Below are 15,452 nucleotides of genomic sequence, written 5' to 3' on the forward strand. Positions count from 1 at the left end.
TACTAACCATTAACCAATACTATGAACAACTTAGGGTTCTCCGCCATCTGCATGTGCGCTTCGCTGGTCGTCTCCTGTTCCAACCTGACATTGCGACCGGACACGTTACCCATCGAAGCACCGGCAACCTCTGGTACAGGCGGAGAGCCCTTATCTATCCTGGTTGCTCCAACAGATACTACAAGTATGGCGGAAGTGAAAGGTGGCAGTTATGTCCCTTTCTACGGCAAGGCTGATTCTTCGGTAATGGTTAAAGGCTTTCAAATGGATATACACCCTGTCACCAACCGGCAGTTCCTGGCCTTTGTGCGGCTCAACCCACAATGGCGGCGCTCCGCAATCAAACGTATTTATGCGGATGGCAATTATCTCGCCGGCTGGCAGAACGATAGTACACTGGGCTACGGCATGTTGGAAGATGCACCTGTCACCAATGTTTCCTGGTTTGCAGCAAAGGCCTACTGTAACGCTATCGGCAAAACGTTACCTACTGTAAATCAGTGGGAATATGCGGCTATGGCCGATGAAACAACGCGTGACGCCCGCGCCAGAACGTCTTACAACCAGCATATCCTCAGCTGGTACGAAAAGCCCAATACCTCCGGCTTGTCCGTAGGCCTTACCACGCCCAATTACTGGGGCATCATGGACCTGCACGGGCTAGTCTGGGAATGGACAGAGGATTTTAGTGAAGTGATGCTCTCCGGCGAATCGCGGAGAGATGTGTCTACCGATAACTCAATGTTTTGCGGAAGCGGTTCCGTAGGGGCCAGCGACTTGATGAACTACGCAGCGTTTATGCGCTTCGCATTTAGGGGAAGCCTCAAAGCGAATTACTGCGTACAAAACCAGGGCTTCCGTTGTGTATCGAAATAAATTCATAAAACTATGAAAACGATGCTCTATTGTTTGGCATGCCTGCTCCTGACAGCAGCCTGTCATACAAACAAACAACCACAACAGCCACCAGTACAAAAAGAACAAACCACCGTCGATAAAAACGCGGCCTCCATATTTGACCTGGCTTCTACCTGGAAGACGGAAGAAGGCAATACTATCCATTTGCGTGATCTGAAAGGAAAGACGCTGGTAGTGGTAATGATCTACACGAGTTGCAAGTCTGCCTGTCCCCGCCTGGTGGCCGATATGCTGGCCATCAGTGAAAAAGTGCCGGACCGTGCTAAAAACAATGTACAGTATGTACTCGTCAGCATAGATCCGGAACACGATACGCCTGAGAAACTGAAGGAATTTGCCATTAGTAAGAGCATGGACGGGAAAGAATGGACCTTTTTGCAAGGGAATCCGGAAACGGTGAGGGAATTCGCTAATGTACTTGCAGTAAAGTACAAAGAGATTTCACCTATAGATTTTTCTCACTCCAATATTATCAGTGTATTCGATCCCGCCGGCCGCCTCGTTCATCAACAGGAAGGGCTCGGCGTCAACAACCAGGCAACTGTAGATGCCATCATTAAAACTGCCGGCAATGAATAAGAAGACCCTACTCATTTCCCTGCTATCCATCCCATTTTTCGAAGCAGCTGCGCAACAGGTGGATGTCAGCGCAGATATGCGGTTCCGGTATGAACACCGCAACGGCTATGGCGGCCTTTTACCCGATACGGCAAAGGCAGCCGACTTTGTGGTGCAGCGCAGCCGCATCATCATCGACTATACCTCTCCCCAGCTCAAGCTCCGCATTTCTCCGCAAAGCGTGCGTATCTGGGGGGATGTGGCCACCAATGCTAAAACCGATGCCGCATTCCAGATGCATGAAGCCTGGGCGGAGGTCTCCTTCCGTCAGAAATGGGCATTGCGCGCCGGCCGCCAGGAATTCAATTACGACGATGCGCGCATCCTCGGTAACGTTGACTGGACCATGCAGGCCCGCAGTCACGATGCTGTCCTGCTGCAATACAAGCCTTCGGCTATGCATACATTTCACGCCGCCGCTGCACTCAACGCTAACCGGGAAAGTAACAGCAAAGAGCCTTATACCGTTCCGCAGTACCGTTACCTGCAATTCGGCTGGTATCACGGCCAACGGAACCATCTCGCCTGGAGCTTACTGTTCCTGAACCATGGCATTCCTTATTTGCGGGAGCAGCACGAAAAAACCGCATGGAACCAGACATTCGGTCCACGAATTACTTTTCAGCAAAATGCCTTCAGTGCGGATGCGGCATTCTACGCACAAACTGGCGGGCTCGCAGGGGAGACCCTCAATGCCTGGTACTGCTCCGGCAACCTGAGTTACAAGTTTGCAAAGGGCTGGCAAACCGGTGCAGGTTTCGAATATTTATCAGGTAAAGCAGGCGACGATGCCAGCCCCAGTTATAAGAGTTTTACGCCATGGTTTGGCACAAATCATAAGTTCAATGGCTATATGGATTACTTCTATGTAGGCAATCATCTTAATTCCGTTGGGCTGACAGATCTATACGGCAATCTATCCTATGAAAAACCCGCTTTTAAGGCGCGGCTGACACCACACTTTTTTTCATCAGCTGCGCCTTTATTTGCAGACGGACAAAAGTTAAAAAGCTATCTCGGCACTGAGCTTGATCTCACCGTCGGATTTTCTATTATCGATTTCGTTTGGTTGAATGGCGGATGTTCGCAGATGTTCGCTACGTCCACCATGGAGCGATTGAAAGGTGTTTCGAATGCCACCTCCGGCAATTGGATGTTCCTGGAATTGCAAATCAACCCGAAATTATTTACCATCAAAACTGTCAGGAAAAGTGAATAACATGAACATGGATGTTGCGGAAGCATGCGGTACGACTACTCCTTTTTATCAGTCGGGAGGGCAGGAAGAAGTAGACGATTTGATGGGCATCCAGGTCCAGGTATTGCGGCAGTGTCCACTGAATCAACTTTCCGTCTATGATGGTCCTGATGTTTGCATCGGAGTGAAAGGCCCCCCGGAGCCTTACAGTGGATAAGCTTAATCAGGGTCTGTATATATCATCATATTATTGGTCATCATCAGCAAAACAAAATCCGTAGTTATTGCTGCTGGTTTCTTTATTCGATAAAAGCATGCTAATTTTATGTGACAGGATACGACCCAGCGGGGATTGACCGGCTACTATTTCCGTACTTCGTTGTCAAATGATTTTATATTTATATTAACTATTATGATAGATTTATCTCATGCTGAGAAACACATTCATTGTGTCACAAATTTTCAAGACCTTGTTTCTACGCCATTTAGTGGAGAAATGAATGCGATTTGTTGGACTCGTAATCTGATAGGTGATTTTTCTGAGATTGTTAAAAAGGTAGCGCTAAGCGGAAATATAACGGTAATTGAACAAGAGGAACTTCGTGAACTTCAGTTGAGTGAACAAGGGCAACTTGCCCGTGAAATTCTTTTAAATGACTTGAAGGCATTGAAAGATCATGGCGCATCGCCAATCCTTAATGTGATCAACTACTATGATCGGGATGATACCTACCCGTTTTTTTCAACCGATGTTTATTCATTTCATGTAGATCGCTCTCCCATACCAACCGATACCTTTTTATGCACCTACTATGGCGAGTCGAGTGAAATATTGCCAAATTCACAAGGCACAAAGAAAGTACTTATTCCGGAAATACGTGATGAACTCAAAAAACTATATCATGGAGCAGATGAAGGTTTTGAGTCATTCTTAAGTGACCATTTCTTTGATCTGCACTATCAGGCTAAACCTGGTGTACGTCCAATAAGCTTAGGTCTTGGTAATCTATGGAAGTTGGCGGTTGATCATCCTGAAAGTCAGGTTCCTCCTTGTATTCACCGTGCACCAAAGGAAAAATCCGGACAGAGTAGGTTGTTGTTGATCTGTTGAATACAAATCCTTAAAAAAGCCTTCAAATCCAATGACTTGAAGGCTTTTTTAGTTTCAGGTGAAGAGATAAAAACATTATTTCTCCCGATTATATCCCGGCGAATGTCAGTTTCAGTTCTTATTCAACTGAAAATAAGTCGCCATATCAATGGAGGATAAATTTATAAAGCCAGTCTGGCGCAGAAGTGTCACCAATTGACCACGATGGTACGTAGAATGGTTTATGGCATGTGCTACCGTTTGCCAAAATACCATTTGACCAATACGGCCGTTCCTTGGGTATTTGAAAGTGACAGTTTGTAAATAATTATCTTCTGGATAACTGCCAACTAATGTCTTGATATCGGCAGATGACTTATTCCAGATTTCAAGTAATTCATTTTTTGTGCCTTTGAATTCCGCAGATAGAAATACCGGTTCAGAAATATGTGTCCAATGATCGACCCAATACTTTTCTGCGCTAACGATGTGAACCGCCGTTTGTCTGACACTGCTGAAACTGCTGACGATCACTTGCTCCCATTGTTCATCACTGATTTGATGTAGCCATTCCATTGCTTTACTATCCGCCCAATTATTGTAATTCGCAATCTGAATGAGATAATTCCTGTTCATAATTTCTTCTTTATTGTTTTGATAATGGATCAAAATTAGTTGTGAAGAAGCGGCAGGAACGATAGGTACTCGTTCAAAAAGTATAGCTACACGTTCAAATTGATAATTGGTACTGTTTAGGCGTTACTCCATAAATTTGTTTGAAGGACTGGATAAAACTCGACAAGTTCTCATAGCCAAGTTCAGAAAAAATCTCACTCGCCTTGCAGTCGCTCTTGCGCAACATTTCTGCCGCCCTTTCCATTCTTTTTTCCAGCAGCCATCTGTTAGGACTGTTGCCATAAAGGCGGGCAAACCGGCGCTTGAAAGTAGACAGACTCATGTTACATAAAAAGGCAAGCTCTTGAACGGTTATGTTATTAGTGATATGCGATGTCACAGCTTGACGAATCAATAGATCATCATTTTCTTCATAGTGCATATTCCTGATACGCTGGATCTGTCCTGGATATTGTACGGCAAGGTATACGAACAGTTCTTCCAGTTTAACCTTTTGCAACTTAGGATGTACAGGTTTATCGCCGATAAGTATGCTGTCAAGAGAATGGGTAAAATTGATTAGGAATTCATCCTTTTCAAAAAGCAGGAATGGATGTTGGTCTGATGTTTTTGCTGGTCTGTCGATTAATGAAGTATGTCGGTCAAAAAAACCGGACAGGAATTTGTTGTCGAAGAAAACAAGTATGCTATGATAATCAGCTTCGGGTGCCGCAAGCTTTTCGCTTATCAGGCAATTTCCGGCAGCTAACATCACAAACTGGTAAGGCTTTACGCTAACCTGTGCACCTGCAAAATGAACCGTTTTTTCACCGTCGAGCAAAAAAGTAATGAGGTTTCGTGGCAGTGTTATCATTGCTCTGGCAGCAGGTTTTCCTGAACGGTAACGAATGATGGAAATTTCGTCGTCGTCTTGATTGGATGAAGGTGAATTAACAGGTAAAGTATTTACGGCCATTAGAAAGCTGATGAAAATTATTTGAGTGACGCAAGTTAATGAGATATTTACAGTTTGTCTAACGTCTGAAAGATTCGTTTAAGTATTTTGTATAATATAACTATTAAATTTGTAATGAATTTAAAATTTGGCTGACAAATGACAAGTGAAAGGTTTTATTACTGAAAAATAGCTCCTGTCGACTGTCGCCGAAGAAAATCCTCCTATGTAGGCAAAAGTTTCCAGATTATGCAAACCTATATTTAATGATTGCCCCCTCCCATAGATAAACCTGCAATAGCGCGATGCTCACGATCACTATGTGTGGAATAATGTGAATCGATATAAGGAGTTATATCTTTCAATAAATCCTCTTCAAATAGCTTCCCATAACCCGCAAAACCATCCGCTCTCCCTGAACGGTTTGCTTTTGATGTATCGCCGAAGTTTTCCAAGAGTTTTTGAACTATATTGAACAACTGTCAACTTCCCTTTAGGTATATTGTTACGCTGAACGTCAAATCCGGCTGGAGGATCGGGGAACGCAGGCACGGTGTCCGCTTTTAAAAAAGCTGAATCTGTCTGCGCCAGGCAGATATGATTGGCAATAATAAATACTAACGAAATAAAGAAATGTTTCATTGCGACAGCCAGCAGTTAATCTCTTGATAGAATTAATGTAAACTTTCTTTTAAGCCGCAAGAATGGTTTCTCAAAAAAGTTGTATGACAACATGGCAATAATTACAGTTGCAATGAAAGCAATTATAAAACCCACGTCGTTTCGCCACTCATACGCACCAATCAATTTACTGAAAGCATCCAATTCCTTCTTAAATATTTGATAAACAAACCAGAACATCGTTATATGGAAAACATACATTCCATAAGATATACGACCGAGGTAGGCCAAAGCCCGCGGCATAAACTTTTCTTCGGCGCCATACAAAGACAAAAAGAAAAGTATTACCCCTGTAAGAATCAGCCCCCAACCACTAATTGCCTGCCAGATTGTTGAAAGATGTGGAGAGTCTGCATGGACTTCACAAACAATCGATGCAGTTAACCAGCAGGCTACCCCCGCAATGAACATTACAATTCGCGCCATGACAGGCCATTTAGGTTGCATCCCCTTCAGGTAAAGGGAGAAAAGGATACCTGCTGCAAAAAATTGAAATTGCACAAAGCTATTTGTCCATTCGCCGCTAAATTCTTTCGTGGGCCTTTGCGCATAATAAATGACAGCTGCATACGCTATGAATAATGCCAGATAGGAAAAAATGAGCAACCCTCGTTTGCCTGTAAAAAAAATAACCAGAGGAAGCAAAATGTATAGTTGTTCTTCGACAGAAACACTCCAAAGCGGATTAATAGGATAAGATCCAAGCCATCCATTAAATGTAATATACCAGTTGCCGGAAAAAAAACTAAATGCAAGCTGTGTCCCGGAAGAAATTTGTCCAAACTTATGTGAAAACTGTGTAACCATCACCATTCCAAAAAAGAAAGTGAAATACAATGGCCAAATACGTAGTATTCGTCGTATATAAAATGATTGAACACTAATTGTCCCCAATAACTCCTGCTCCTTAGTAAGCAATTCAGTAATTAAAAAAGCACTAAGAAAAAAGAAAAGCGGAACCCCGAAAACACCAACCAGGCTAAGATGATAGCCCCAATAATATTCTGCCGGATCGATAGGCGCAAGATCCAACCTATGCGTAAAAAACACAAAAAGAAATGCGCAAAAACGAAGGATATCCAGTTCTGGTTTATAATACCTTGTCATTATCATTACTTAATTAAGCCACCAAATCTACTCTGATCCTGGGATACAAAGGGTATCCATTTGTTGCAGATCAGGGGTTGAAATGTTGCAACACCAACCCGACAGATCCATTCCTACAACGCCTCATTCACTACTTCAGTTGGGCAATGATACTTTCAGCTAAACTCCCTACAATATGGGACTCCAACGAAGTGCCAGTGAAAGAGAAAGTACAAAAACTGCTGTTTCCCGAAGGGGTAAGCTATAATCACGAAAAAAGGTACATTTCTAACTACAAAAATAAATGAAGTATTTGCGCCGATTGTAAGCCTGAACAGTATTACAGGTGGGGGTAAAAAAGAACGAAGCCGTCTCAAAACAAGAGACGGCTTCTTTGTTTGATATCCAGATTTTTATAATGATTTTGTGATTTTCATTTTTAGGAGTGAAGGGTTAGTCCGATTTTATGCTGTTTTCTTTCTAAGATTGTGAGCCATGGCCAGTAATCCTATTTCGGTGGTTATTTTATCCAACCCTTTCAGCATAAATCTTTTAAAGCCATGGTTATGCTTGATATTAGCGAAGACAGGCTCCACATCGTAGCATCGTTGTTTGCGCTTCTGTATACCTTTTTTCGTTTTTAATCGCTTGTCAGCCAGAGATTTAAGGCGATTTAGATTATGATTTACTTCTATGACACGATTTGTTGGTTGTTTATGGCATTGCGTCCGTAATGTACACCCCTCGCATGTTCTAGCCTGATACGTAGTTATCGTTTGTTCATAACCGTTTTTGTTTGTTTTGGGGAATATGCTTTTTCTGCGCATTCGCTGGCCAGCAGGGCAGATGTAATAATCTTTTTCAGCATTGTAGGGTAAGTTTTCAACCTTGAACTTTTCCGCTGCTTTAGTTGACTGGCGCTGATTTCGGTCGAAGGAAGTATGCTTTACATAAGCTGTGATCCGCTTGTTTTCCAGCCACTGATAGTTCTGTTCACTACCATACCCTGCATCTGCTGTAATATTGCTGGGTACACGCTTATATTGATTTATATACTGTTGGAGGTGATTAATTAAAGTGGAAGTGTCTGTAGTCTGCTGATGGAGGCTGTAATTGACGATATATTGATTATTAGTACTTATTTGAAGATTATATGCTGGTTTGAGCTGACCATTCCCCATATGGTCTTCTTTCATTCGCATAAAGGTGGCAGAGGGATCGGTTTTGCTATAACTATTGCGGTCTGTACCTAAGATTTCTTCTTGCTTTTCATACTTCTCCAAGGCTGTAGGCCAGTTACGGCGAGCATATCCCAGCTTTTGTCTGATCTGCTTATCTACTGGTTTGTCTTTGATGGCTTCATTGATAGCGGCTATTGTTTTACTGACTTTTTCGCTGTCTATTTTGTCATAGCCAGATGGGTCTGTATCATCATCTAACTCTGAAGCTGCCACTGATTGGGCATATTTCCACAAGTCATTTAGCTGCTGTTTTATTTTTTCTTTGCTATTCTTAATACCATTGCCCCATACAAAGCTATAGCGATTGGCCTGGGCTTCTATCTTTGTCCCGTCAGTGTATAACTCTTTTATGTTTAATAAGCCTTCTTCACATAACAGCAGGACCACTTGGGTAAATATAGGCTGTAATACTTTTTGTAGGCGTTCGCCGCGGAACCTATTGATAGTATTATGATCAGGTTTACTCATTCCGCTTACCCACATAAAGTGGATGTTCTGTCCTAGTGCTTCTTCTATTTTACGACTGCTGTAAACGTTATTTATATAGGCGTAAATAAGAACTTTCAATAGCATTCGGGGATGATAACTGCTCGTCCCTCCTGCTTTATACCGCTTTAATAATAAAGTGATGTCGATCTTTTCGATCACATTATCCACAACACGGACTGGGTGATTCTCTGCTATCAGATCTCCAATTTCGGGTGGAAAAAGCATCGCCTGGTGTTGTAGGTTTGCTTTAAAGACTACTGAAAGTGTTTTTCCTTTGGGCATGCTATAAAAACCAAAAACACCTCATTTGGTTTGACCTTACATAAAAAAAGAGGGTGCCTTTTGATACACCCTCGTTCTTTTTTGTCGGGATGACTGGATTCGAACCAGCGGCCTCTTCGTCCCGAACGAAGCGCGCTACCGGGCTGCGCTACATCCCGTTTTGATGTGGGTTACAAATTAAATATGATTTTGTTAAATCACCAACTTTTAGCTGAAAAAATTATCATAGCGGATTTCTCTCTTACATTTACAGAACTATCTCAGGAATTTACAAAGGTTGTCTGGCATTATTGGCGGACCTTTGTGCGGATTGTCACTTTAAAAAAAACGATTTATGGAATACAGACAGTTAGGGGCTTCCGGCCTGCAGGTACCGGTATTAAGCTTTGGTACCGCTACTTTTGGCGGAGGGAGTGAATTTTTCAAGGCCTGGGGCAGTACGCAGGTGGCGGAGGCTACCAGGATGGTAAACCTTTGCCTGGATGCGGGCGTCAATTTTTTTGATACGGCAGATGTTTATTCCGGAGGGATGGCTGAAGAGATCCTGGGTAAAGCGATAGAAGGAAAAAGAGATCGGCTGATTATCTCTACCAAGGCTACTTTCCCTTTTGGTAAAGGTCCCAATAACCAGGGTTCGTCGCGGCATCATCTGCTGCGGCAGATAGAGGGCAGTCTTCAGCGCCTGGGCACCGATTATATCGATATCTATCATATGCACGGTTTCGATGGGGTTACACCGGTGGAGGAGACGCTACGTACACTCGATGATCTGATACAAAGTGGTAAGGTGCGTTATATCGCCTGCTCCAACTTCTCCGGCTGGCACCTCATGAAATCGCTGGCTGTTGCTGATAAGTACGGGTGGAACAAATATGTGGCCCATCAGGTATATTATTCGCTGGCCAACCGCGAGTTTGAATGGGAGCTGATGCCGCTGGGCATAGATCAGAGGGTAGGGAGTATTGTCTGGTCGCCGCTGGCAGCGGGCCGCCTGGGAGGTAAATTCCGCCGCAACCAGCCTGTCCCGCCGGAAACACGTATAGCCCAGGGCGGTAGTCCCGTTCCGGAGTTAGCATTGCGGGAAGAGATATTTTACAACACCATCGATGCACTCGACGAAGTGGCTGCCGAAACCGGAAAAACGATCGCACAGGTGGCCATCAACTGGCTGCTGCAGCGTCCTACCGTGTCCAGTGTGATTATAGGAGCTCGTAATGAAGAACAGCTCAAACAAAACCTGGAGGCTGTTGGCTGGAATCTCACTACCGATCAGGTGAAAAAACTCGATGCTGCCAGTGAGGTGCCCACTATTTACCCTTATTGGCACCAGCAACAAAATCTTACCCTCAATCCTCCTCCGGTTTTTTACTAAAACTTTAATAACGATCAAAGCCCCAATGCCAGGATGTTTAATCAGCATCCTGGCATTCGCTGTTATGTTTCCCCCTGTATAACTGTGTAAAGCATACATCATCATTATCCTCATATATCCTTCTCCGTGAGTAGTCACTTCAACGAATACTGATTATAAACTATATGATTGATATTTTTCCAAACTTATCATATTGATAATCAATTTATTAATATGAATGTTAATAAAAATATCAGAAAAGTGTGTTACCGAACGCACATCAGCACTGTTTTAACCTATGAAACCAACATCAAATGGATTTAAAAGTTAAAATTTTCTTCCATAAGTGCTGCACCCCGGTAATTGTTGAGAGATCTTCTGCCTGGCAGATACTACCAGCATACTTTATTAACCCTGTAAACGCCCTTGCATGGAGAGAAATTTTATAGCCGAATTTAAGGAACAGACACCCAGACTGATGGCATTCTTTTCAAAGAAACTGAAAGCAGCGTCTTACAAAGGAAACAGGGAGGAAGCAGTACAGCAGCTCCTGCAGCTCACCTCAGAAGCTGCCTATATAAACAGTCTTAAAGAAAGTCTGAATGACTATTCTACCAGTAAACTGATCTGGCTTAAAGCCCGCAATGTATGGTCGGATTTTATGGAAAAAATCAGTAAACAAGCTGCCCATGCACACCTTGACCTGGATAGTGTATTGCTCGATCCTTCACCAGACCCGCTGCAAAAACTGACCATACAGGAAGACATTGAAAGAATTAAAAAAGAAATCGGGGAAGAAGGCTGGGAAATACTGACAAGAAGACTAGAAAAAACACCTTACAAACAACTGGCGGAGGAATATCAGACATCCGAGGGCGCTATGAAAGTAAGAGTATACCGTCTCCGGCTGGTGGCCCAGGCCATACTTGAAAAAAGAAAATGAAAATGTTGATTTAAATCGTTGTCTATGTTTAGTTGTGTTAATATAGTTTTACTCAGGCAGGTCCTGCAACAGCTGCATGAAAACGTTGTCATAGCGGATCATGAGCTGGCTGATCTTTATCAATACCTCTTTTACCATGCCATGCCGGTACCGGTAAAGCTCTCTGCCGAACTACAGGAGTCCGCAGCATTTCTGAAAGACATTATCGAAACAGAAGGTCTGAACTCTCCAGAGGAAGTGATCACTTATTTTGAATTGCAGAAAAAAGCGATCGGTCATTATATAGAAGCCATGATAGAAAGGGTGGACAAAGAAATGGCTGCCTCCGCAAATACACCTGCCGCCGACTGCAGCGTCAGCAACTTTAACAGGCCCCTGGAGCAGTTGCAGCCCTGTTATGCTTTGGATGGAGGAGATGGAAGGATGGTCTTGCAGATGACGCTGAGGAAAAGGCATATGCTTTCAGATACTTTCCGGGCGACATCCCCGTAAATTTTTTGAAATCCTTTATCAGATGGTTCTGATCGTAATACCCTTGTTGCAACGCTATGCCCATAAAATCTACAGGCACCCCATCCTGCAGCTGTACACAGGTTTGAAGAAAACGGTACTGCTGCATATACTCTTTGGGAGAAAGACCGGTATAGCTGCGGAAGTTTCGCTCCAGCCATTTGTAATTGACACCTAGTAATCTTCCTAATTCCTGTACTGTAGACGGCTTCTCACGTTCACGGATACACGTGATGGCTTCTTCCAGCAGCCCGTTATGACTGGGCTGCCGGGGGAGCCGGTCCATGATAAAGGTTTCCAGCACTTTTATCTTATCTGTGATACTACTGGCGCCAGATACCAGCTGCAACAATAACATTCCGTCTTTGCCCGGTATATCCGGCAGGCTGCAGATGCCCGCCCTACGCAGCCGCTGTGGCAGCAACTGCCACAACTGATAAAACCATACGGGGTTAAACTGTACCACCAGCAACGGTCCACAGCTTTGTGGTACCTGCAGCCAGGCCTTTTCCAGGTATGGACCGCTCACCCAGCCACCGGTAACCGTGACCGTAGTCTGTCCCATCGAAAAGCGTAGCTGGTCATCCGCATGAGGCAGAAAAGCCATGGCAGGCATCCCATCACTGATAGCCAGACCATTCGCCGGCAGACAGCCCGCCGGCATGATATAAAAACCGGTTATCACCCGTGCCAGCGCAGCGCTGGGCGGTATCACCCTTATACTTTGCAGATATTGATATAACGCTACCGGCATGCCACAAAAATACATCAGCCTCCCAGGCCCCGGAAATAAATTAATGTCCAATATTTACTACCGCCCCTTTCGGAAACATCCCACTTTTGTAATCAAAAACATGATCCTGCCAATAGTTGCCTATGGCCATTCTCAGCTGCGCACCCGCTGTGAAACAGTGCCACCGGATTATCCTTCCCTTCAACAACTAATCACAAACATGTGGCAGACGCTCTATGGCGCCAACGGCTGCGGACTGGCAGCACCACAGGTGAACGTGCCACTGCGCCTGTTTCTGGTGGAGAGCCAGTCCACCTTCAACCTGCTAAGCCCCGAAGAACAAACAACCTTATTTCCGGAAGGCACTGGTATCCGGGAAACATTTATCAATCCGGAGATAACCGACCGCTCTGCGGAAACATGGGAAGAGGAGGAAGGCTGCCTCAGCATCCCCGGCCTCCGGGCCTCCGTCACAAGACCCTGGAGCATCACCATACGTTATGAAGATGCCGCTGGAACACAACACACCCGCAGCTTTGCCGGCCTCACTGCCAGAATGATACAACATGAATACGATCATCTGGAAGGCCGCCTGTACCTCGATTACCTGGCACCTATCAAAAGGAAATTAATGGCCCGCAAGCTGGAATACATCCGCACAGGCCGTTTCCGTGCACCCTATCCCATGAAATAACTGTAACTTTCCGGCATGAAAATGAGCCAATACCTGCGGGAAGGAAAGTCAGAAAATTACCAGGATGCAGAAGCAAAAGGCCTCCTGAAAGCCGGGGCTGCAGCTCAACTGCTGTCAAAAAAATTCAATGAAAAAATCACGGCAAAGGAACTGGAACCTTTCTCTACAGAATGGCATCACGCCGGTATATTTAAATCAGGACACTCTCTCAAAGGAAAAAGAGTACACTTTTTTTCGGCGGCCGACCTGGAAAAAATAACGCTGGAGAAAATCCTGGGCAACAGGGCTAAAGCTGCTGCCAAAGCTGCTCCGGACACCAGTAAGGTACAGGGTTGGTTCCCTCAGTATTTTCGTATGACCGATCCCGTGAGCAGACGTACCTTCAACAAACCTTTCATCGGTATTTATCAGGGACCTGCCCATAAAGCCCCCAAAGGATTCAAACCCTTGTCGGAAGATGCTTTTGCCCGTGTGGAAAAACAAAGGGGCCGCGAACTGAAACCAGGACAGGAGCCTTCCTTTTAAGCGCGTAATGATTGGCTGAGCTGCCGGTACTGAGCAGTAAATGCAGCTGCCGGCGCATATTTCTCCAGCCGCTGTAGTATCTCCAGAAAAGACTTTTTGCGGTAAAAACTCCGGGCCAGCTGCAGCTTTCGGTCGTGGTAATAAATAGTTACCTGCGGATCACTATACTTGCCTACTTTGGCCATATCGATACGGGTAATATCACCCCAGCTGAGCCGATGCGGTTTGTATCCTCCGGTGAAAACAATCGTTTGCCCATCCAGTACCAGCTTCAGGCGAGTATAGGCATACATGGACCAGCTCAGGAAAAAAAACGGCAGACTGAAAAAGATAAAACCCTGCGCTTCCTTCTCTAAAAAAATCAAAGTGACAGCCATACCCAGCATCAGGGCACTCAGGATATAACAGCCTGTTTTAAATCCGCGGGGAATTGTAAACGTTTCCTGCATCCTGCGAATATACGAAGGCTTGTACTTTCACTGCTTTGTGTCTTACGTGAAAAAGTGTATCTTAATTATAGAAAATCATCCATGATATGAAAAGCTTGCCAACCTTGCCAAACTTGCCACTGATTGCAAAATTCGCAACAGAGCAGCCCCGCTTCAGTTTACTGGACCCGGTGCGGAACCGGATAGAGTTGATTGCCTTCTGTGGCATTTTCTGCTTTCTGTTCATGTATATTTTTATGCCATTTAATATTAACATGTGGTATGAAGGACAACATCTGAGCCTGGCACCACTGTTCGGCATTTTCACGGCATGCGGGATGACTGCACTGGTCATATCCCAGTTCCTGCTGTTTAAATGGAAGTTGCGCCGCAAGCTGACAAACGCTACTTACCTGTGCTGGTTTTTGGGAGAAATTGTACTGGTAACCGCTATTGTGACTGCTGTAGATGTGTTGATCACCGATACTTTTTTCCTGACATGGGGCGAATTTGCCAATACCCTGCGTTATACTGCCCTCATCATGCCCCTGCCATACCTGATATCCCTGCTATGGTTTTTTTCCAGGGAGAAGTGTGCGCAATTGAAATCACTGGAAAAGGAAGGGCATCCGGCAGCAGTAGTGATACCATCAGCGCCTGTAGTGGAATCCGCCAGCACCCGTTCCACAACGGATACCTGCCTGCAGATCAGAGATGAACATGATAAGATAGTATTGTCTGTTCACCCGGCCCGCTTACTGATGATCAAAGCAGAAGATAATTACGTACACCTGTTTTATCGTAGTGGTCAAACCATCAGCAAGGAACTGGTCCGCACTTCCCTCAAAAAAATGGAGACCCAGCTGGCTGCGGTGGGTTTTATCAGGGCACATCGTTCTTATCTCGTCAATATGTCCAGAGTGGTACTTTTTAAGAAAAATACAAAAGGACATTATCTGCATATCGAAGGACTGGAGGAAATGCCTGTTCCCGTCTCGGTTACCTACCTGCCGTTGTTTCAATCGGCCTTTTCAAAATTTTGACATTTTAATATTTAAATATTAAAATGTCAAAATGCCAAAATGGTTTCACCCC

At 44.6% G+C, this 15,452-nt stretch carries 17 protein-coding genes and 1 tRNA gene; 10 read left to right on the forward strand and 8 right to left on the reverse strand.

What is annotated here, in order from left to right:
• Window positions 1-21 precede the first annotated feature (21 nt).
• From KD145_RS29140 to KD145_RS29160, 5 genes are all read left to right on the forward strand, one after another.
• Window positions 22-876, forward strand: coding sequence for a formylglycine-generating enzyme family protein (locus KD145_RS29140; protein ID WP_212003323.1), 855 nt, complete (start codon window positions 22-24; stop codon window positions 874-876).
• Between the two features lie 12 nt (window positions 877-888).
• A complete protein-coding gene (locus tag KD145_RS29145; RefSeq protein WP_212003324.1) occupies window positions 889-1,497 on the forward strand; it encodes an SCO family protein in 609 nt (202 codons plus the stop codon).
• Window positions 1,490-2,755: an alginate export family protein gene (locus KD145_RS29150; RefSeq protein WP_212003325.1), complete on the forward strand. Its 1,266-nt coding sequence runs from the start codon at window positions 1,490-1,492 to the stop codon at window positions 2,753-2,755. The genes KD145_RS29145 and KD145_RS29150 overlap by 8 nt, the downstream gene beginning before the upstream one ends.
• 1 nt (window position 2,756) lies before the next feature.
• Entirely contained in the window at window positions 2,757-2,951 is a 195-nt protein-coding gene (locus tag KD145_RS29155; RefSeq protein WP_212003326.1) for a hypothetical protein, read from the forward strand.
• A gap of 195 nt (window positions 2,952-3,146) precedes the next feature.
• Window positions 3,147-3,845, forward strand: coding sequence for a hypothetical protein (locus KD145_RS29160; protein WP_212003327.1), 699 nt, complete (start codon window positions 3,147-3,149; stop codon window positions 3,843-3,845).
• 111 nt (window positions 3,846-3,956) lie between these two features.
• On the opposite strand, the gene KD145_RS29165 is transcribed toward KD145_RS29160, so the two are convergent.
• From KD145_RS29165 to KD145_RS29190, 6 genes are all read right to left on the reverse strand, one after another.
• Window positions 3,957-4,460: a DinB family protein gene (locus KD145_RS29165; protein WP_212003328.1), complete on the reverse strand. Its 504-nt coding sequence runs from the start codon at window positions 4,458-4,460 to the stop codon at window positions 3,957-3,959.
• Between the two features lie 94 nt (window positions 4,461-4,554).
• A complete protein-coding gene (locus KD145_RS29170) occupies window positions 4,555-5,415 on the reverse strand; it encodes an AraC family transcriptional regulator (protein WP_212003329.1) in 861 nt (286 codons plus the stop codon).
• Between the two features lie 242 nt (window positions 5,416-5,657).
• Window positions 5,658-5,849: an alpha/beta hydrolase-fold protein gene (locus KD145_RS32375; RefSeq protein ID WP_249219615.1), complete on the reverse strand. Its 192-nt coding sequence runs from the start codon at window positions 5,847-5,849 to the stop codon at window positions 5,658-5,660.
• Between the two features lie 202 nt (window positions 5,850-6,051).
• Window positions 6,052-7,182 carry an acyltransferase gene (locus KD145_RS29180; RefSeq protein ID WP_212003330.1) on the reverse strand — a complete coding sequence of 377 codons (1,131 nt, stop codon included), beginning with the start codon at window positions 7,180-7,182 and terminating at the stop codon, window positions 6,052-6,054.
• Window positions 7,183-7,625: 443 nt separating this feature from the next.
• Window positions 7,626-9,173, reverse strand: a complete 1,548-nt coding sequence (locus tag KD145_RS29185; RefSeq protein WP_212003331.1) for an IS1182 family transposase — start codon at window positions 9,171-9,173, stop codon at window positions 7,626-7,628.
• Window positions 9,174-9,257: 84 nt separating this feature from the next.
• Window positions 9,258-9,331, reverse strand: a tRNA-Pro gene (locus KD145_RS29190).
• Between the two features lie 176 nt (window positions 9,332-9,507).
• Here KD145_RS29190 and KD145_RS29195 point away from each other — a divergent pair.
• Both KD145_RS29195 and KD145_RS29200 read left to right on the forward strand, forming a co-directional pair.
• Window positions 9,508-10,545, forward strand: a complete 1,038-nt coding sequence (locus KD145_RS29195) for an aldo/keto reductase (protein ID WP_212003332.1) — start codon at window positions 9,508-9,510, stop codon at window positions 10,543-10,545.
• 409 nt (window positions 10,546-10,954) lie between these two features.
• Window positions 10,955-11,467 (forward strand): RNA polymerase sigma factor, encoded by a 513-nt coding sequence (locus KD145_RS29200; protein ID WP_212003333.1) that lies wholly within the window; start codon window positions 10,955-10,957, stop codon window positions 11,465-11,467.
• A 364-nt stretch (window positions 11,468-11,831) separates the two neighbouring features.
• Here the strand turns inward: KD145_RS29200 and KD145_RS29205 are convergent, their stop codons facing one another.
• Window positions 11,832-12,731, reverse strand: coding sequence for an AraC family transcriptional regulator (locus KD145_RS29205; protein ID WP_212003334.1), 900 nt, complete (start codon window positions 12,729-12,731; stop codon window positions 11,832-11,834).
• Between the two features lie 100 nt (window positions 12,732-12,831).
• Here KD145_RS29205 and def point away from each other — a divergent pair, with 100 nt between their 5' ends.
• Window positions 12,832-13,404, forward strand: a complete 573-nt coding sequence (def, locus tag KD145_RS29210) for a peptide deformylase (RefSeq protein ID WP_212003335.1) — start codon at window positions 12,832-12,834, stop codon at window positions 13,402-13,404.
• A 15-nt stretch (window positions 13,405-13,419) separates the two neighbouring features.
• Window positions 13,420-13,929, forward strand: coding sequence for a hypothetical protein (locus KD145_RS29215; RefSeq protein ID WP_212003336.1), 510 nt, complete (start codon window positions 13,420-13,422; stop codon window positions 13,927-13,929).
• Here the strand turns inward: KD145_RS29215 and KD145_RS29220 are convergent.
• A complete protein-coding gene (locus KD145_RS29220) occupies window positions 13,926-14,378 on the reverse strand; it encodes a hypothetical protein (RefSeq protein ID WP_212003337.1) in 453 nt (150 codons plus the stop codon). The two genes, KD145_RS29215 and KD145_RS29220, sit on opposite strands and share 4 nt — an antisense overlap.
• Before the next feature lie 86 nt (window positions 14,379-14,464).
• Here KD145_RS29220 and KD145_RS29225 point away from each other — a divergent pair, with 86 nt between their 5' ends.
• Entirely contained in the window at window positions 14,465-15,400 is a 936-nt protein-coding gene (locus KD145_RS29225; RefSeq protein ID WP_212003338.1) for a LytTR family DNA-binding domain-containing protein, read from the forward strand.
• Window positions 15,401-15,452: the final 52 nt, after the last annotated feature.

Source organism: Chitinophaga sp. HK235 (assembly GCF_018255755.1).
GTDB lineage: Bacteria > Bacteroidota > Bacteroidia > Chitinophagales > Chitinophagaceae > Chitinophaga.